Raw genomic sequence first — 18,277 nt, 5'->3', positions numbered from 1 at the left:
GGTGCGCGTTCCCGAGGAGGGGGCCGGGGGCCGGTCAGCGCAGGGAGAAGCGCAGCGGCGAGGCGACCGAGAGGTCCGCCAGCAGCCGGTCGCAGATGACGATCGGCGATACACCCGCCCGCGCCATCCGCGCGACCAGCGCCAACCGGCGCTCGCAGGTGTCCCATTCCACGGTCAGCGGTCCGCGGCCGGGGCCCGCGTCCACGGTCGCCATGGCGCGCGGCGGGCCGCTGTGGGTGGGCTCCTCGCTGATCTTCAGCACCATGCCGCGCTGCCAGGCGTGATAGGTGTCCATGTCCGCGCCGATCACGAGCTTGTCGGTGGCCGCGCACAGGCCCTCCGAGATGCCGTCGGCGAAGGCCACCCCGTCTAGCCGGAACCTGCCGCAGCGCCGGACCACCTCGAGCAGGTCGGCCCGCACCTCGCACAGCAGCGCGGTGCGTTGCCGGCGTCGCGAATCGTCGTCGGTGTCGCATCGGTGCCGGATCAGGCCGATGCGGCGGGCCCGGTCGTGGTCGCGGGCGATATCGGTGCACAGGGCGCCACGGGGATCGCTGCCGACCTCGACCTCGTCGACGGCGTGCGCCGCCAGGATCTGGGCCGCCCGCGCGGCCGTCACCGCCGGGGACGAATGATCGAGCAGTTCGGCGCCCAGGGTGAGGGCGGCCAGCACGGACCCGTCGACCCGGCGCCGGGTGAGTACCACCTCGCGTACCAGTTCGAGTTCCCGTTCTTCGTTGTTGTCGATCGCGTCGCCGACCGTATCGCCGTCGACCGCGTCGTCGTCTCTGTCGCAGTTGTCGCTGTGACGACGGTCCTGACCCATGGGTCCAGGTCCCTTCGGAATCGCCGAATCGGCCTCTCCCAGGATTGCATACCCGGGGTGGGTCGGCGCCACCCAATTTCGGTCGAGGGTATTTCGCCGCTCCGGCGGTGCCGGTCAAGCGCACTCCGGCGGTGCCGGTCAAGCGTGCTCCGGCGGTGCCGGTCAAGCGTGCTGGCTGGAGACCGACACCACCTCACCGGTCAGGTACGACGTGTAGTCGCTGGCCAGCATGGCGATCGTGGCCGCGACCTCCCACGGTTCGGCGGCCCGGCCGAACGCCTCGTCGGCCGACAGCCGGTCCAGCAGTTCGGTGGAGCTCACCTTGTCCAGGAACGGGTGCCGGGCGATACTCGGCGCGACCGCGTTGATCCGAACGCCCAGTTCGGCGGCCTCGACCGCGCTGCACCTGGTCAGGGCCATCACACCGGCCTTGGCGGCGGCGTAGTGCGCCTGCCCGTACTGGGCCCGCCAGCCGAGCACGCTGGCGTTGTTGACGACGACGCCACCGTGGCCGGCGGTGCGGAAGTAGTTCAGCACCGCGCGGGTGCATCGGAAGGTGCCGTTGAGCGTGATGTCCAGGACCCGGTCCCACTGCTCGTCGGTCATGTCGACCACCGGGGTCTCGCCGCCGAGCCCGGCGTTGTTGACCATGATGTCGATGCGGCCCAGCGCCGCCGCCGCGTCGCGGATCAGGGCGTCGACCTGTTCGGTGCTGGTCACGTCGCACACCACCGACGCCACCCGGCGATCCGGATACGCGGCGCGCAACTCCTCCTCGGTCTGCTTCAACCGGCGCTCGTGCCAGTCGGAGACCACGACGTCGGCGCCCTCGTCGAGCAGCCGCCGCGCGGTGGCGGAGCCGATACCGGTGCCGGCGGCGGCGGTGATCACGGCGGTGCGCCCGGCGAGCAGGCCGTGGCCGGCGACCGGGGACGGCGGGACGGAGAGATCGGTCACGGATGAATCCTTCCGAGTTGCAGGTTGGCGGGTAGGGCGCATGAACGTGTTGCGCTGCAACTGGATTCGCGGGTATCGCCGCACCTCATCCGAAGCTGCCGCACGGCCACGCTCACCGCGCTTCCCGGGGCAGGCCGAGCACCCGCTCGGCGATGATGTTGCGCTGCACCTCGTTCGAGCCGCCGTAGATGGTGTCGGCGCGGGTGAACAGGAACAGCCGCTGCCATTCGTTCAGTTCGCCGGGGTTCCCGCCGTCGAGGTCCCGCGCCAGCAGGCCGGGCGCCCCGAGCACATCCATGGCGAGTTCGCCGAGGCCGCGATGCCAGTTGGCCCACAACAACTTCGACACCGACGCCTGGCCGGCGGCGGTGCGGGCGTCGACGGTCTCGTGCGCGGATTCCAGGGTGCGCAGCGCGTGTGCGCGCAGCACTCGCAATCCCACCCAGGCCCGATCGAGGCGTTCGGCCAGCACCGGATCATCCAGCGCGCCGGTGGACCGCGCCACCGCTTCCAGATCCGCGAGTTCCCGGGCGAACCGGATCTGCTGACCGACGGTGGAGATGCCGCGCTCGAAGGTCAAGGTGCCCATGGCCACTCGCCAGCCGTCGCCGGGAGCGCCGACCACCAGGCCCGCCTCGGTGCGCGCGCCGTCGAAGAAGACCTCGTTGAATTCCGAGGTGCCGGTGAGCTGGACGATCGGCCGGACCTCGATCCCGGGCTGCTTCATCGGCACCAGCAGATACGAAAGTCCTGTGTGACGAGCCGATCCCGGTTCGGTGCGGCAGACCGCGAAGCACCAGTCGGACAGATGGGCCAGGGAGGTCCAGATCTTCTGGCCGTTGATCACCCAATGGTCGCCGTCGAGCCGGGCCGAGGTGCTCACCGCGGCCAGGTCGGAACCGGCCCCGGGCTCCGAATAACCCTGGCACCACAGCTCGGTGACGGTCTTGATGCCCGGCAGGAAGCGCTGCTTCTGCTCCTCGGTGCCGAAGGCCAGCAGCGTCGGGCCGAGCAGTTCCTCGCCGAGATGCGAAACCCGCGCGGGCGCATCGGCCTTCGCGTACTCCTCGTGGAAGATCACCTGCTGTGCGAGGGTGGCGTCCCGGCCGCCGTACCGCGCGGGCCAGCCGAGGCAGGTCCAGCCCGCCGCGGCGAGGTGGCGATCCCATTCCAGCCGCTCGTCGAAGGCCTCGTGCTCGCGGCCCGGCCCGCCGAGGCCGCGCAGTTCCCGGAACCGGCCCTCGAGGTTCTCGGCCAGCCATTCGCGGATCTCGGCGGCGAATCGCCGATCGTCGCCGGTCGGACCGGATACCGTCGATGTCCCCTCGGGTGTGCCGGTGACCGAATCGGAAGTCTGGATCGCGCTCACTCCGGTAGAGTAACCTACCAAGCACTTGCTTTGTAGACCGATCGAGGACGACGTGACAACCCCACCGCAGACCACCCCGGGCGCGCTGCACGCGGCGGCCCGCGCCTACGGCGACGCGCCCGCCGTGCACGACGGCGACGTCGAACTGAGCTGGTCGCAGCTGCTGGACGAGGTCCGGCGGGTGGCCGGCGCGCTCATCGCCCGCGGCGTCGAACGCGGCGACCGGGTCGCCATCTGGGCTCCCAACACCCATCACTGGGTGGTCGCCGCGCTCGCCGCCCACTACACCGGGGCGGCGCTGGTGCCGTTGAACACCCGCTACGTCGCCGACGAGGCGGCCGAGGTGCTGGAGCGGGTCGGCGCCGCGGCGCTGTTCATCGCCGGGCCGTTCCTCGGGCGGGACCGGCTGGCCGAATTGCGCGCCGCCGCACCGGAACTCGGTATCGGTACGGTGATCACGATTCCGGTCGAGGGCACCGACTCCGCCGCGCCGGACCGGATCTCCTGGACGCAGCTGCCGGACCTGGCCGCCGCGGTATCGGCCGAGACGATCGACACGCGTGGCGAATCCGTCGCACCGGAGGACATCTCGGACATCCTGTTCACCTCCGGCACCACCGGCCGCAGCAAGGGCACGCTGGTGGCGCAGCGGCAGGCGCTCGCGGTGTCCCGGGCCTGGGCCGAATGCGCGACCCTGAACAGCTCCGATCGCTATCTGGTGATCCCGCCATTCTTCCACAACTTCGGCTACAAGGCGGCGATCCTGACCTGCCTGGTCACCGGCGCGACCATCGTGCCGCAGGCCACCTTCGACGTGCCGGCGGCGATGCGGCTGGTGCAGGATCTGCGCATCACCGTGCTGACCGGCCCGCCGACCATCTACCAGACCATCCTGGACCAGCCGCGCCGCGCCGAGTTCGACCTGTCCAGCCTGCGGGTCGCGGTCACCGGCGCCTCGGTCGTGCCGGTCGTGCTGATCGAGAAGATGCGCGACGTCCTGCGTTTCGACGTGGTGCTCACCGCGTACGGCCTCTCGGAATCGGCCGGCTTCGGCACCATGTGCCGGCCCGAGGACGACGCCGAGACCATCGCGAACACCTCCGGCCGGGCCATCGCCGATTTCGAGCTCCGTATCGCCGGCAACGGCGAGGTGCTGATGCGCGGGCCCAACGTCATGCTCGGCTACCTGGACGATCCGGTGAACACCGCCGAGACCATCGACGACGAGGGCTGGCTGCACACCGGTGACGTGGGCGTCCTCGACGACCGCGGCTATCTGAAGATCACCGATCGGCTCAAGGATATGTACATCTCCGGCGGCTTCAACGTGTATCCGGCCGAGATCGAGCAGAACCTGGCCCGCCTCGACGGCGTCGCCGAATCCGCGGTGATCGGCGTGCCGGACGAGCGGATGGGCGAGGTCGGCAAGGCGTACGTGGTGCGCGCGCCCGGTGCCGACATCGGCGCCGAGGATGTGCTCGCCCACGCCGGCCGCTCGCTGGCCAACTTCAAGGTGCCCCGCTACATCGAATTCCGCGATCAGCTGCCCTACAGCGCTGCCGGAAAGGTGCTCAAGCGGCAACTACGTGAGGAGAATTCGTGAGTTCGCAAGCTTCGGCGCCGGATGCGGGCCAAGTCGGCCACGAGCCCGTCGAGCGGGTGGGGTGGTAGCGATGGATCTCGACTTCGATTCCGGCGCTGAGGAATTCCGCGCCGAGGTGCGAGAGTTCCTGCGCGCCAACGTGCCCGCGACGCCGCTGCCCTCGATGGACACCCGGGCGGGCTTCGAGGCGCACCGCGCCTGGGAGCGCACCATGGCCGAGGCCCGCCTGTCGGTCGTGGCCTGGCCTGCCGAATTCGGCGGGCGCGACGCCTCGTTGCTCGAATGGGTGCTGTTCGAGGAGGAGTACTACGCCGCCGGTGCGCCGGGGCGGGTCAGCCAGAACGGCATCTTCCTGCTGGCGCCGACCCTGTTCGAGCACGGCACCCCGGAACAGCTGGGCCGGATCCTGCCGCGGATGGCGCGCGGCGACGACATCTGGGCGCAGGCCTGGTCCGAACCGGAGGCGGGCAGCGACCTCGCCGGCATCCGGTCCACCGCGCGGCGCACCAACGGCGGCTGGATCCTGGACGGCCAGAAGACCTGGAGTTCCCGTGCGGCGTACGCGGATTGGGCCTTCGGGCTGTTCCGCAGCGATCCGGCGGCGGTATCCGATGGGGCGGATGCGGGACCCTCCGTGGTTACGCAGGCTGCCGCCTCCGGGTCTGACCGCATCCGCCCGGCACGGCACCGCGGCCTCACCTACGTGATGTTCCCGCTGACCGCGGACGGGGTCACCGTGCGGCCGATCCCGCAGCTCGACGGCGAGCCCGGCTTCGCGGAACTGTTCCTGGACAGCGTGTTCGTGCCGGATCGGGATGTGATCGGCGAACCGGACAACGGCTGGCAGGTGGCGATGGCGACCTCCAGCAACGAGCGCGGCCTGTCGCTGCGCAGCCCCGGCCGGTTCACCGCGACCGCGGGCCGGCTGCTCGAACTGTGGCGCGAGACCGCCGACCCGGCCGACACCGCCGCCCGGAATGCGGTGGTGGACTGCTGGATCGGCGCCGAGGCGTATCGGCTGGCGACCTGGGGAACCGTCACCCGGCTGGGCGAGGGCGGGAAACTCGGCGCGGAATCCTCGGTGAACAAGGTGTTCTGGTCGGAGCTCGACATCGCCCTGCACGAGACCGCGCTCGATCTGCTGGGTGCGGGCGCCGAGCGCAGCGGCCCGTGGACCGACGGTTATCTGTTCTCGCTGGCGGGCCCGATCTACGCCGGTACCAACGAGATCCAGCGCAACATCGTCGCCGAACGCCTCCTCGGGCTGCCGCGCTGACCGCCGCACGACTTCGGAACGGACTCCAACGATGAGATTCGCATTGGCCCCCGAACAACGGGATTTCGCCGGCAGCCTGCGCAAGATCTGCGAGACCGCGGGCACCCCGAACATCGTCCGCGCCTGGAGCGGCGGTGATCACCGCGGCGGTCGTGGCCTGCTCCGGCAGCTGGCGGGGGCGGGCGCGCTGGGGCTGGTCACCGAGGAGCGGTTCGGCGGATTCGGGGCCACCCCGGTGGATCTGGTGGTGGCGTTCGTGGAATTCGGGCGGGCCGCGGCGCCGGGGCCGCTGGTGGAGACGGGGGCCGTGATTCCCGCACTGTTGCAGGCGCTTCCGGACATCGGACCGGCGCAGCGGTGGCTGCCTGCGCTGGCCGAGGGCAGGGTGCTGGGCACGATCGCGCCCGCCGCGGACCTGCCCGCCCTCGACGCCGATACCGCCGAGGTGGTGCTGGCCGTCGACGGTGACCGGCTCACGGCCGCGCATCGGGCCGGGCCGATCCGCTCGGTGGACTCGTCCCGCCGGCTGTTCTCGCTGGTCGCCGACGAGACTGTCGCGGCGGGTGACGCGGTGCGGACCGCCGCTTCGGCCGCTTTCGACGCGGGGGTGCTGGCTTGCGCGGCACAGACCTTGGGCGCGGGTCGCGCGTTGCTGGATACGAGCGTGTCCTATGTGAAACAGCGGCGGCAGTTCGGCAAGCCGATCGGGCAGTACCAGGCCGTCAAACATCATCTGGCGAATGTGCTGATCGCTCTGGAGATGGCCGAGCCGCTGCTGTATCGGGCGGCTCTGAGCGTGGCTTCCGGCGATGCCGGTATTCGGGCCCGCGATGTGTCCGCTGCCAAGGTCGCCTGCACCGATGCCGCGCACGGGGCGGCCCGCACCGCACTCCAGGTGCACGGGGCCATTGGTTACACCGCCGAATTCGATCTGTCGCTGTGGCTGACGAAGGTGATGGCGCTGCGAACTGCTTGGGGCACAGTTGATTTCCATCGGGAGCGGGTCGCCTCGGCACTGCGGACGGATCGGACGGAGAACTCGTGAGCACCATCGCGGAACGCCGGGAACTCGCTACCACCGTCCGGGCGGCACTGAGCCGGTTCGGCGATCGGGCTGTGCTGCGGCGCGCTATCGACGGTGACATCGGCTACGACGAGCAGTTGTGGCGCGTGCTGTGTGAGCAGGTGGGCGTGGCGGCGCTGGCCGTGCCGGAGGAGTACGGGGGTGTCGGTGCGGGGCTGGCCGAATCGCTGATCGTTGTGGAGGAGCTCGGCCGTACCCTGCACACCCCGCCGATGCTCGGCTCGGCTGTGCTCGGTGTCTGGGCGCTGCTGCTGTCCGGGGACATCGAGGCGTGTGCGCGACTGCTGCCGGGGGTCGCCGAGGGGGGGCTCACACTGGCGGTGTGCTGGGCGGACTCTCGGGGGTGGGACGGGTTCGGTGTTCGCGTCGTGGACGGGAAGCTCAGTGGGACCGCGCATTACGTGCTGGACGGGGATGCGGCCGATACCCTGGTTGTGGTCACTGCCGCCGGGGTGTACGAAATCGACGCCGGCGCAACGGGAGTCACCCGGAGGGTGGCGGCGACCATGGATGTCACGCGGCGACTGTGGGAGATCGGTTTCGATTCCGCCCCGGCCCGTGTTCTGGCGGGGGATGGTACGACTTTGGCTTCTCGGTTGCGCGACATCGCTTGGGTTGCATTGGCCGCCGAGCAGGTCGGGGCGGCGGATTACTGCCTCGGCGTGACTGTCGAATACACCGGATCGCGAGTACAGTTCGGTCGGCCGATCGGTGGGTTCCAGGCGCTGAAGCATCGGATGGCAGACTTGTACGTGCTGGTGGAATCGGCTCGGTCGGTGGCATATTCGGCCATTGCGGGGCTGGAATCCGGTGATAGGCTCGCTGGCGCGGAGGTTGCGGCTGCGCGGATTCACTGTACGGAGGTCTTCCGGACTGTGGCCGGGGAAATGATTCAGTTGCATGGCGGTATCGCCATCACCTGGGAACATGATGCGCATCTTTTCTTCAAGCGCGCACATGCGGACGGTGAATTGTTCGGGGTACCAGTGCGTCCGGTCGCTCGAACGGGCTGATTTTTGACCAGGGGGACCTGATCCCTGGGGGGGTGCGCACAGGTGTTGGGCCTGCTTGGGGGTGACGGGCTGTGTTTTTTGGCCTCCGCTTCGCTCCGGCGGGTTCGCGGCCCTGCGGGCCCGATCCTTCCCTCCTCCGGCTCCTCCGCTTCGCTCCCCCGCCTCCGTCAGTCCAGGATCGGACCGGGCCGCGAACAGGAGGGCTACCCCTGCGTATCGGTGACCGCATTCAGGGGAACGGGGTTACGGCTGCTTAAATGGTGACCGGGTCCTGGGGAGTGGAGTACACACGGCTGCGGAAATGGTGACCGGGCCACGGGGAGTGGGTACGTACGGCTGCTAAATGGTGACCGGATCACGGGGAGCAGGGGTACGTGCGGCTGCGGAACGGTGACCGAACCACGGGGAGCAGGGGGACCTACGGCTGCGGAATGCTGACCGAACCACGGGACCGGGGTACGTGCGGCTGCGGAATAGTGACCGAGCCACGGGACCGGGTACATACGGCTGCGGAATGCTGACCCGGTCGCAGAGAACGGGGGTACATACGGCTGCGGAATGGTGACCGGGTCGCGGGAAGCGGGAGCATCGGGCCTGCGGATTGGTGAGCGGGGTGGGGTGAGCGGGGATGCGTCTGCTGATCGGTGAGCGGAGCGGGGGTGTGCCTGCGGGTCGGTGTCGTTCGGGTAAGCAGGGCGCCGTCGGGGGCGGTGGCGCGGATCCGGCGTCACGACTCCAGCGGTGTGACTCGGCTCACTTTAAATATAGTTAGCCGAACTATTTATATAGATAGTTAGCGTATGTAAGCTTATTGGCGTGCAGTTGAGTCAGGCGGAGGGATCCGCTTCCGTAGCCCCGGGGGAGGGTCATCTGGTTGACATTGCGGTTGCTGTCGGGCGGTTGGTTCGTGTGGTTCGGTCGCTCGATCGGTTGCCGCCTGCGACGTTGCGGGCGTTGTCGATCTTGGATGAACGGCGGGGGTTGCGGGTCAGTGAGTTCGCTCGCCTCGACGGCTGCTCCCAGCCGACGGCGACGACGCTGATCGGGCGGCTGGTGGCCGGTGGGCTTGTCAGCCGCACCCGGGATCCCGGCGACTCCAGAGCTGTGGTCGTCGAGTTGACGCCGGCGGGACGCGACTGCCTGAACGCGTCCCGCCGCGCGATCGGGTCGGCCTTGGCCGCCCGGCTGCCCTCCTTCGGCACCGATCGGCTGGACCGGCTGCGCGTCGAGCTGTCCGATCTGCTCGGGGAGCTGAAAAGTACCGCACCACAACCTTTTTCGCACCAGGAATAGTGATGACCAGTAGCGTTCGACATCCCGGCCATGCGGCGCCGGCCGCGAAACACGCGGCGCCCAGTTCGAAAATCTCCCAGCCCAAGGCTGTCTGGGCTGTCGCCTTCGCTTCGGTGATCGCGTTCATGGGGATCGGGCTGGTGGATCCGATTCTCAAGCCGATCGGTGAGCAGTTGGATGCCTCGCCCTCGCAGGTGACGCTGCTGTTCACCAGTTACATGCTGGTCACGGGGGTCGCGATGCTGATCACGGGGGTGGTTTCCAGCCGGTTCGGGGCCAAGCGGACGCTGTTGTCGGGTCTGGCGATCATCGTGGTGTTCGCGGCGCTGGCGGGCAGTTCGCACAGCGTGGGGCAGATCGTGGGCTTCCGTGCCGGGTGGGGGCTCGGCAACGCGTTGTTCATCGCTACCGCGCTGGCCACCATCGTGGGGTCGGCCACCGGTGGGGTCGCGCGGGCCATCATCCTGTACGAGGCCGCGCTCGGGATCGGGATCGCGGCGGGGCCGCTGGTCGGGGGGTTTCTCGGCGGAATCACTTGGCGCGCACCGTTCTTCGGGGTCTCGGTGCTGATGGCGGTCGCTTTCATCGCGTTGATCGTGCTGTTGCCGGACGGGCCGAGGCCCACGCAGCACACCTCGATCATCGCGCCGTTCAAGGCTTTACGCTTCCGCGGGTTGCTGCTGGTGAGTATCACTGCGCTGCTGTACAACTACGGCTTCTTCACGTTGCTGGCCTACACCCCGTTCCCGTTGAACATGGGCACCTACGCCATCGGCTTCATCTTCTTCGGGTGGGGTGTGCTGCTGGCTGTCGCGTCGGTGTGGTTCGCGCCGCGGCTGCAACGGCGGTTCGGCACCGTCCCGATGATCGCCACCGCGCTCGCGCTGTTCGCGATCGACCTGGCCGTGATGGCGGTCGGGGCGCATCACAAGCCGGTGCTGATCGTCTGCACCGTGCTGGCCGGGCTGTTCCTCGGCATCAACAACACGCTGATCACCGAGGCCGTGATGACCTCCGCACCGGTGGAACGCTCCACCGCCTCGGCCGCCTACAGTTTCGTCCGCTTCGTCGGCGGCGCGGCGGCCCCCTATCTGGCCGGCAAGCTCGGCGAGCACGCGACGGCGCTGCCGTTCTGGGTCGGCGCCGCCTGTACCGCCGTCGGCGTGCTGGTCTTCCTCGGCGGCCGCTCGGCACTGCAGCCCGCCACCGACCACCACCACGATCCGGCGCCGCACAGCGTCGAGGAGGCCCAGGCGATCACCCTCGCCGACGACTGAATCCTGGTGGTTCATCGGGGCCCGGCACGATCTGCCGGGCCCCGATTCGCGTGCTCGTCCGTCACCCGGCGCGAGTACCTTCGGGGGGTATGACGGAAACGAATCGTGGACGTATCCGGACGGAGTCCGGCCATCGCCGGGTCCGGGCCTATGCGCGAGGGCGGCTGGTGGTCGACACCGTCCGGCCGCTGCTGGTCTGGGAGGGGCCGCACTACCCCACCTACTACTTCCCCGTCGACGACGTGCACGCCCGGCTGGAGCCGACCGGGGCGAGCAAGCATTCGCCCAGCCGCGGGGAGGGCGTCGTGCACGACGTGGTCGTCGGCGACGACGTCCGGGCCGAGGCCGCCCTGCGCTATCCCGAATCGCCCATCCCGGAGTTGCGGGAGGTGGTCCGGCTGGACTGGCAGGCGATGGACGACTGGTTCGAGGAGGACGAACCCGTCTACACCCATCCGCGCGACCCGTATCACCGGGTCGACATCCTGGCCAGCTCCCGGCACGTGCGGGTGGAGATCGAGGGGCGGACGGTCGCCGAGTCGCGGTCGCCGCGCATCCTGTTCGAAACCGGGCTGCCGCCACGGTATTACCTGCCGCTCACCGATGTCCGGCTCGACCTGCTGACCCCGTCGCCGACGCGGACCGGCTGCCCGTACAAGGGCACGGCCGAATACTTCACCGTCCACCTCGACGGCACCGAACATCCGGATCTGGTGTGGCTGTACCGGACTCCGCTGCCGGAGAGCCAGAAGATCGCGGGCCTCGCCTGTTTCTACAACGAGAAGGTGGATCTGTACCTCGACGATGTCCTGCAGGAGCGGCCGAAGACGCAGTTCAGCTGAGCATTTCGCGCACCAGGCGCGGCAGCGCCTCGCCGATGGGCTCGCGGATCATCTCGGTGGCGTAGCGGTCGTAGGGGGTGGGTTCGGCGTTGATCACGATCAGGTCGGCGCCGCTGTCCACGGCGACCGCGCACATCGATGCCGCGGGTTCCACCTGTAGCGAGGTGCCGATCGCCAGGAAGACCGCGCTGCCGGCGGCGATGGTTTCGGCCGCCCGGACCGAACCGGCGTCCATGGCCTGGCCGAACATGATCGTGGCGGACTTGAGGATGCCGCCGCAGTCGGGGCACGGCGGATCGGGCTCACCGGCGGCGACCCGGTCCAGCGTGGCGGCCATCGAGGTGGTGAAGTCGCAGTCGACGCACACCACCTCGAACATGTTGCCGTGGATCTCCACCACCCGGTCCGCCGGCGTCCCGGCCCGCTGATGCAGCCGGTCGATGTTCTGGGTGATGATCGAGACGTCTCGGTTCTCGCCCAGCCGCACCAGGGCGCGATGCGCGTCGTTGGGCGTGGCCCGCCAGGCCGGATTGTCGCGGCGGGCGAGCCAGGACCGTTGCCGCAGTTCGGGATCCGCGATGTAGTGCGGATAGGTCGAGAGCAGTTCCGCGATCGGGTCCTTCGTCCACACCCCGCGCGGACCGCGGAAATCCGGGATGCCGGAATCGGTGGAGATTCCCGCACCGGTGAGCACGCCGATCGGTCCGGGCCGCTGCCGCCACTGCGTCATGATCACCAGGGTACGAGGGGGCATCCCGGGCGCGGGTCCGGCAGTGCGTCCCGGCCGGACCCGGCAGTGCATCCCGGGCGAGCCCGGCAGTGCGTCCGTCCGGCCCGCCGGAGGCGATTGCTACGCTCAGCGGATGTCGAGCCAGCCGCGGGTGACCAGGCGACGCGCCGAAACCCGGCAACGGCTGCTGGATGCCGCCTTCGACGCCTTCGCCGACGAGGGATTCGGCCGCTGCACCGTCGAGCAGATCTGTGAGCGAGCGGGTTTCACGCGCGGCGCCTTCTACTCCAATTTCACCTCCCTCGAGGAACTGTTCCTCGCCATGTGGGAACAGCGCTCGGAGTTGCTGCTCCGCGAGGTGACCGCGGTCCTCGCCGAGGACGCCACCGACGCCATGACCGACCTGCGCGCCGGCGTGGAGATCGTGTTGCGCGCGGTTCCGGTGGACGACCAGTGGTTCCGCATCACCTTCGAGTTCACCGCGCACGCCCTGCGCAATCCGGCGCTGCGCCGGGTGGTCGCGGCGCGCGAGGACGCGATCGTCGCGGCCCTGCTGCCGGTGGTGGAGAAGCTGCTCCACCGGGTCGGCCGGCTCGTCACCGATCCGGTGGCGCTGGGCCGGGCCCTGGTCGCCGTGCACGACGGCACCGCCGCGCAATGCCTGCTGGAGCCCTACGACGTGACCGCGTGGGACCGCCGGGTGGACCTGTTCACGCTGGTGGTGCTCGCCTACAGCGAGGAGACGCGGTGAGCGCGGGCCGGGATGCCGGCGTCGCGGACCGGGACGACGAACTCGGCGCGCACCCGATACATTTCCGCGACGAGGGTGATCCGGCCGCGAAACCCGTTGTGCTGCTGCACGGTTTCGCCGGATCGCTGCACTGGTACGACCGGGTCGCGGCGCTGCTGACCGACCGGTACCGGGTGATCCGGCCGGATCTGCGCGGGCACGGCGGCACCGGTGGTCACCACGACCTCGACGGCCCGGCTCAAGGCCGCGCGATCGCGCGACTGCTGGACGTGCTCGATCTGCACGATGTCACCCTGGCCGGTCACTCGTTCGGCGCCGACGTCGCGCTCGCCACGGCCGGCCAGTCACCCCGGGTGCGGCGGATCGCTGTGATCGATCAGGCTCCGGACTACAGCGCCGCCCGCTTTCCGACCGGCAACGGACTGCTCGCCGATCCGCTGCTCGGCCCGCTGCTGCACCGCGCGGCCCTGCCGCCGTTCATCCGATTCGGCCTCCGGTACGGGGTGGCACCGGGTTTCGACGTTCGCGGTGCGTTCGACGATCCGGATCAGGGCGTCCGCGACTACCGCGCGATGAGCCCGCGCATGCCCCGCACGGTCATCGTGGATCGCCGCCGCCGGCTCGCGGCCAACCCGCTCGACGCGCAGATCCATGCGCTGTCCATGCCGACCCTGGTACTGCACGGCACCCACGACCGCTTCTACGACTGCGCCACCACCACCGCTCGCTACCGGGCCACCGGCGCCCGCGTCGAAATCATCGACGGCGCAGGGCATTCGCCGAATATCGAGCGGCCCGCCGTGGTCGCCGAGCTGCTCGCGGATTTCGCCGGCCACTCCTGAGCGCGCCTCGCGCCGACCGGACCGAATGCGCTCCAGCGCAACCTCTATCGCTGAACGGCCGCGGACGGCTCCGCGAATGTGGGATGCGCGACACCGTGCGGGGATTGCCGAGTTCGCATGCCGTGCGCGACGATCGGGACAGCGTCGACGGAGAGTAGCGGGACATGGGTGAGCGGCCCGAATTGGCAGCGGTGCTGGATATGCAGCCACATCCGGAGGGCGGCTGGTATCGCGAAACATGGCGCAGTCCGGTCGAATTCACACCCAGCGGATACGGCGACACCCGTGCGGCGGCGACGTCGATCCACTTCCTGCTGCTGCCGGGTGAGCGGTCCGCGCCGCATACGGTGCGGTCGGACGAGCTCTGGTTCTGGCATCGCGGCGGCCCGCTGCTGCTGAACATCGACGGCGAGGAGATCGTGCTCGGACCCGATGTGGAGCACGGCCAGTTGTTGCAGGCTGTGGTCCCTGGCGGCGTCAGTCAGGCCGCCCGCCCGGCCGGCGACGAGTACGTGCTGGTCAGCTGCATCGTGTCGCCGGGCTTCGATTTCGCGGACTTCCGGCTGGATTGACCGGCCTCCACAGGAGACACGGCTTCAGCTTGCAGTGCGGGCCACTCGATAGCCGGCAGCCCGGTATCGCGCGGCAGTTCGGCACACCTCGGCGACTTGAGCAGCGCACGCTCAGCGGCCCGGAAGCGCTCGGTGGCGCAGGACCCTACGCCAGGCGCGGAGGTCTCAGAGCCAGGTGTCGAGTGTGGTCGTGGTGAGGAAGTGTTCCAGGTCCGCGCGCCAGGGGGCAGGGACGGTCTTCTCCGGTTCTATGGCGGTGTACTGGCCACGGTAGAACAGCAGGGGGCGGCCGGATTCGGTGGTTTCGGCGAGAGCTAGGACGCGGCCGATCACGATGTGGTGGTCACCGCCGTCGATGACCCGGTCGACCCGGCAGTCGATCGATGCCAGGGCCTCGTCGATCTGCGGGAGGTCGAATTCGGTGGTGTGCCAGGCGGTTCCCGCGAACTTGTCGGGTTCGCGGGAACCGAAGCGGGCGCACAGTTCTCGTTGTTCCTCGGCGAGGACGTTGACGCAGAAGCGGCCGGCGCGCTCGATCGCGGCCCAGGTGCGGGACTGTTTGGTCGGGCAGAACAGCACCAGGGGTGGATCCAGCGACAGGGCGGCGAAGGACTGGCAGGCGAAGCCCACCGGGGCCCGGTCGTCGTCGAACGTGGTGATCACGGTGATGCCGGTGCAGAACTGCCCCAGCACGTTCCGGAACCGACGGGCGTCGATCTCCGGGAAACCGCTGTCCGCCACTGCTTCCGAGGTCATGTCGGCCGTCCTCTGTCGCTGGTCCGTGTGCTCGTGCCGGAGGGGTGCCGTTACCGGAATCCGACGCTGAAGTCGTGGCCCCACAGGCTGACCGCGGTCGACTCCCGGGCGATCCAGGATTCGTCCTCGACTTCCAGTCCCTCGCAACCGAATTCGATGTCGAATCCGCCCGGCGTCTTCATGTAGAACGACAGCATCTTGTCGTTGATGTGCCGCCCGAGGGTGGCCGACATCTTCACCTTCTTGCGCAGCGCGCGGTCGAGGGCGAGGCCGACGTCGTCGGAGTTCTCCACCTCGACCATGAGGTGCACGATGCCGGTGGGGTTCGGCAGCGGCAGGAACGCCAGGGCGTGGTGGCGCGGGTTGCAGCCGTAGAACCGCAGCCAGGCCGGATCGCCGTCGGCGGGGCGGCCGACCAGCTGGGGGGGCAGGCGCATCGAATCGCGCAGGCGGAAGCCGAGCACGTCCTGGTAGAACGCTTGCGCCGCGGCGTCGTCGGTGCAGGTGAGGACGACATGGCCGAGGCCCTGTTCGGCGGTGACGAAGCGGTGGCCGTGCGGGCTGACGAACCGGCGGCCCAGGTACTGCGCGCCGTGGAACGCCTCGAGCGTGTTCTCGGACGGATCCCGGAAGCGGATCATGCCCTCCACGCGGCGTTCGGCGAGTTCCTCCTTGGTGCCCTCGGTGAACGCCACCCCGGCCTTGGCCAGGGTCTCCCGGAGTCGTTGCAGCGCAGGGGCATCGGTGACCTCCCAGCCGGCGACCAGCAGCCGGTCCTGTTCGCCCGGCACGATCACCAGACGGGCGGCGAACTCGTCCATCCGCAGGTAGAGCGAGTCCGGGTCGGACCCGTCGCTCGCCATCATGCCGAGCACCTTGGTGCCGTACTCACGCCAGGCCGCCATGTCGGTGGCCTCGATCCGGAGGTAGCCGAGTGCCTTGATGCTCATGGGCGCTTCTCCTTGGGAGTGAGGAAATCGACTGCCAGCCGGTTGAACTCGTCGAACTTCTCCAATTGTGCCCAGTGGCCGCAACCCCCGAAGACGTGCAACTGCACGCGCGGGATGGTCTTCAGGGCCACGAGCGCGCCGTCGAGCGGGTTCACCCGGTCCTCGCGGCCCCAGATCAGCAGCACCGGCTGACGCAGCTTGTATGCCTCGCGCCAGAGCATGCCGAGCTCGAAATCGGCCGAGGCGAACGACTTTCCCATCGCGCGGGTGGCGGCCAGCGCCTCCGGGGTGTTCGCGGAGGCGAATCGCTCGTCGACGAGTTCCGGGGTCACCAGGGACTGGTCGAAAACCATGATGCGCAGGAAGGTCTCGATGTTCTCCCGGGTCGGCTGGGCGTTGAACCGGCCCAGGGCCTTGACGCCCTCGGTCGGGTCGGGGGCGAACAGGTTGGTGCTCAACCCACCCGGGCCCATCAGCACGAGTCGCCCGGCCCGGTCCGGATTGTCGAGGGCGAAGCGCACCGCCGCGCCGCCGCCGAGCGAATTGCCCAGCAGGTGCACGCGTCCGGTGATCTCCAGGGTGTCCAGCAGATCCCGCAGCGCGGTGGCGCTGTGCACGAAGTACTGCGGATGGTCGGTCGGCTTGTCGGACAGCCCGAATCCGGGCTGGTCCACCGCCAGCACGTGGAAGTCCTTCGCCAGCACCGGAATGTTGCGCGAGAAGTTGGACCACGACGAGGCGCCCGGACCGCCGCCGTGCAGCAGCACGATGGTCGGGCCGTTGCCCACGCCGGCCTCGTGATAGTGCAGCCGCAGGCCGGGCCGCACCTGCGCGTACTTCGAGGTGGACTCGAAGGTCAGCTCCCCGGCCACGAGACCGGCTTCCGGCGGCGCCATCAGACCATCCCGTCGGTCACGGGCAGCCCGAACTCGTGGGTGCCGTACATGACGTACGCGCGCTCGGGATCGTTGGCGGCGTGCACCCGGCCCGCGTGCGCGTCGCGCCAGAACCGTTGCAGCGGAGTGCCGTTGGCCAGCGCGGTGGCGCCGGAGCTCTCGAACAGCTTGTCGATGGCGGCGATCGCGCGGCCGGTGGCGCGGACCTGGTCGCGGCGCGCCCGCACCCGCAGGTCGAACGGGATCTCCCGGTCCGCCAGCAGCAGCGCGTACTCGTCGGCGACGTTGCCGGAGAGCTGGCGCCAGGCGGCGTCGATATCGCTGGCCGCCTCCGCGATCCGCACCTTGGCGAACGGATCGTCCTTGGCCTTCTCGCCCGCGTAGGCGGCCCGGATCCGCTTGCCCTGATGTTCCACGTGCGCGGCGTAGGCGCCGTACGCCATGCCGACGATCGGCGTGGAGATCGTGGTGGGATGGATGGTGCCCCAGGGCATCTTGTAGACCGGGTCCGAATTCTGTTGCAGGCCGGGCGCGGTGAGCTCGTTCATCGCCCGGAAGCTGAGGAACCGGTGCCGCGGCACGAAGACGTTCTCCAGCACCAGGGTGTTGGATCCGGTGCCGCGCAACCCGACCACGTTCCACACGTCGTCGATGCGGTAGTCGCCGCGCGGGATCAGGAAGCTGCCGAAGTCGACGGGCTTGCCGTCCTTGATCACCGGGCCGCCGACGAAGGTCCACTGCGCGTGATCACTGCCGGAGGACCAGGCCCACTGGCCGTTGACCAGGTAGCCGCCGTCGGTGACGACGCCCGCGCCCATCGGGGCGTACGAGGAGGAGATCCGGACGCCCGGATCCTCGCCCCAGACGTCCTCCTGCGCCTGCTGGTCGAACAGCGCCAGATGCCAGTTGTGCACACCGACGATGCCGGACACCCAGCCGGTCGATCCGCACGCGCTCGCGATCGTGCGGACGGTGTCGTAGAAGACGACGGGGTCGGCGGCGTACCCGCCCCACTGGCGCGGTTGCAGCAGCTTGAAGAACCCGGCCTCCTGCAACCCCTTGACGGACTCGTCGGGAATGCGCCGCAGATCCTCGGCCTCCTGCGCGCGCTCGCGCAGGGCCGGCAGCAACGCTTCGACCCGTTCGGTTACTTCCTGCGTCATCTCTTCGCGGCTCCTGCCTGCTTCTACCTGCTCCAACACCCGTGCGATGGCCCGGCGCGGGCGCCACGTTCCATTCG

General features: G+C 69.4%; 18 protein-coding genes. 10 read left to right on the top strand and 8 right to left on the bottom strand.

Translation table 11 applies throughout. From position 1 onward, the window contains the following. Positions 1-34 precede the first annotated feature (34 nt). From NRB56_RS00605 to NRB56_RS00595, 3 genes are all read right to left on the bottom strand, one after another. A complete protein-coding gene (locus tag NRB56_RS00605) occupies positions 35-826 on the bottom strand; it encodes a hypothetical protein (protein ID WP_153338540.1) in 792 nt (263 codons plus the stop codon). Positions 827-988: 162 nt separating this feature from the next. Continuing rightward, a complete protein-coding gene (locus NRB56_RS00600; protein WP_406603418.1) occupies positions 989-1,783 on the bottom strand; it encodes an SDR family oxidoreductase in 795 nt (264 codons plus the stop codon). Positions 1,784-1,895: 112 nt separating this feature from the next. Next, positions 1,896-3,143, bottom strand: coding sequence for an acyl-CoA dehydrogenase family protein (locus tag NRB56_RS00595; RefSeq protein ID WP_319942489.1), 1,248 nt, complete (start codon positions 3,141-3,143; stop codon positions 1,896-1,898). Positions 3,144-3,204: 61 nt separating this feature from the next. Here NRB56_RS00595 and NRB56_RS00590 point away from each other — a divergent pair, with 61 nt between their 5' ends. The 7 genes from NRB56_RS00590 to NRB56_RS00560 all read left to right on the top strand — a co-directional run bounded on the left by NRB56_RS00590 (position 3,205) and on the right by NRB56_RS00560 (position 11,540). Continuing rightward, entirely contained in the window at positions 3,205-4,755 is a 1,551-nt protein-coding gene (locus NRB56_RS00590) for a FadD3 family acyl-CoA ligase (protein WP_319942371.1), read from the top strand. A gap of 70 nt (positions 4,756-4,825) precedes the next feature. Beyond that, a complete protein-coding gene (locus tag NRB56_RS00585) occupies positions 4,826-6,031 on the top strand; it encodes an acyl-CoA dehydrogenase family protein (RefSeq protein WP_153338537.1) in 1,206 nt (401 codons plus the stop codon). A gap of 31 nt (positions 6,032-6,062) precedes the next feature. Beyond that, on the top strand, positions 6,063-7,076 hold the full coding sequence (locus tag NRB56_RS00580; RefSeq protein WP_153338536.1) for an acyl-CoA dehydrogenase family protein: 1,014 nt from the start codon (positions 6,063-6,065) through the stop codon (positions 7,074-7,076). Then, entirely contained in the window at positions 7,073-8,128 is a 1,056-nt protein-coding gene (locus NRB56_RS00575; RefSeq protein WP_319942370.1) for an acyl-CoA dehydrogenase family protein, read from the top strand. The genes NRB56_RS00580 and NRB56_RS00575 overlap by 4 nt, the downstream gene beginning before the upstream one ends. A gap of 816 nt (positions 8,129-8,944) precedes the next feature. After that, positions 8,945-9,421 carry a MarR family winged helix-turn-helix transcriptional regulator gene (locus tag NRB56_RS00570; protein WP_319942369.1) on the top strand — a complete coding sequence of 159 codons (477 nt, stop codon included), beginning with the start codon at positions 8,945-8,947 and terminating at the stop codon, positions 9,419-9,421. Positions 9,422-9,423: 2 nt separating this feature from the next. Continuing rightward, positions 9,424-10,698 (top strand): MFS transporter, encoded by a 1,275-nt coding sequence (locus NRB56_RS00565; protein ID WP_153338535.1) that lies wholly within the window; start codon positions 9,424-9,426, stop codon positions 10,696-10,698. An 89-nt stretch (positions 10,699-10,787) separates the two neighbouring features. Beyond that, entirely contained in the window at positions 10,788-11,540 is a 753-nt protein-coding gene (locus tag NRB56_RS00560) for a DUF427 domain-containing protein (RefSeq protein ID WP_153338534.1), read from the top strand. Here NRB56_RS00560 and NRB56_RS00555 read toward each other — a convergent pair. After that, on the bottom strand, positions 11,533-12,270 hold the full coding sequence (locus NRB56_RS00555; RefSeq protein WP_194290682.1) for an SIR2 family NAD-dependent protein deacylase: 738 nt from the start codon (positions 12,268-12,270) through the stop codon (positions 11,533-11,535). The genes NRB56_RS00560 and NRB56_RS00555 overlap by 8 nt on opposite strands. 133 nt (positions 12,271-12,403) lie before the next feature. On the opposite strand from NRB56_RS00555, the gene NRB56_RS00550 reads away from it, so the two are divergent. The 3 genes from NRB56_RS00550 (at position 12,404) to NRB56_RS00540 (ending at position 14,435) form a co-directional block, all read left to right on the top strand. Next, positions 12,404-13,021: a TetR/AcrR family transcriptional regulator gene (locus NRB56_RS00550; RefSeq protein WP_153338532.1), complete on the top strand. Its 618-nt coding sequence runs from the start codon at positions 12,404-12,406 to the stop codon at positions 13,019-13,021. Further along, a complete protein-coding gene (locus NRB56_RS00545; RefSeq protein ID WP_319942368.1) occupies positions 13,018-13,863 on the top strand; it encodes an alpha/beta fold hydrolase in 846 nt (281 codons plus the stop codon). Before NRB56_RS00550 ends, NRB56_RS00545 begins: the two co-directional genes overlap by 4 nt. A 164-nt stretch (positions 13,864-14,027) precedes the next feature. After that, positions 14,028-14,435 carry a cupin domain-containing protein gene (locus NRB56_RS00540; protein ID WP_153338530.1) on the top strand — a complete coding sequence of 136 codons (408 nt, stop codon included), beginning with the start codon at positions 14,028-14,030 and terminating at the stop codon, positions 14,433-14,435. Between the two features lie 165 nt (positions 14,436-14,600). Here NRB56_RS00540 and hsaB read toward each other — a convergent pair whose 3' ends face one another. The 4 genes from hsaB to hsaA are packed head-to-tail and all read right to left on the bottom strand — an operon-like array spanning position 14,601 to position 18,200. Then, complete coding sequence (gene hsaB / locus NRB56_RS00535; protein WP_153338529.1) at positions 14,601-15,191, bottom strand: 3-hydroxy-9,10-secoandrosta-1,3,5(10)-triene-9,17-dione monooxygenase reductase subunit; 591 nt, start codon at positions 15,189-15,191, stop codon at positions 14,601-14,603. 50 nt (positions 15,192-15,241) lie between these two features. Beyond that, positions 15,242-16,141, bottom strand: a complete 900-nt coding sequence (gene hsaC / locus NRB56_RS00530) for an iron-dependent extradiol dioxygenase HsaC (RefSeq protein ID WP_153338528.1) — start codon at positions 16,139-16,141, stop codon at positions 15,242-15,244. Next, complete coding sequence (gene hsaD, locus NRB56_RS00525) at positions 16,138-17,037, bottom strand: 4,5:9,10-diseco-3-hydroxy-5,9,17-trioxoandrosta-1(10),2-diene-4-oate hydrolase (RefSeq protein ID WP_153338527.1); 900 nt, start codon at positions 17,035-17,037, stop codon at positions 16,138-16,140. The genes hsaC and hsaD overlap by 4 nt, the downstream gene beginning before the upstream one ends. After that, the gene (gene hsaA / locus NRB56_RS00520) at positions 17,037-18,200 is read right to left on the bottom strand and encodes a 3-hydroxy-9,10-secoandrosta-1,3,5(10)-triene-9,17-dione monooxygenase oxygenase subunit (protein WP_153338526.1); all 1,164 of its coding nucleotides are present in this window, start codon (positions 18,198-18,200) and stop codon (positions 17,037-17,039) included. Before hsaA ends, hsaD begins: the two co-directional genes overlap by 1 nt. Positions 18,201-18,277: the final 77 nt, after the last annotated feature.

Source organism: Nocardia aurantia, from assembly GCF_009604425.1.
Taxonomy (GTDB): Bacteria; Actinomycetota; Actinomycetes; order Mycobacteriales; family Mycobacteriaceae; genus Nocardia; species Nocardia aurantia.
Note: the sequence above shows the minus strand (reverse complement) of the source record. Positions and strands in the feature narration are given on the sequence as shown.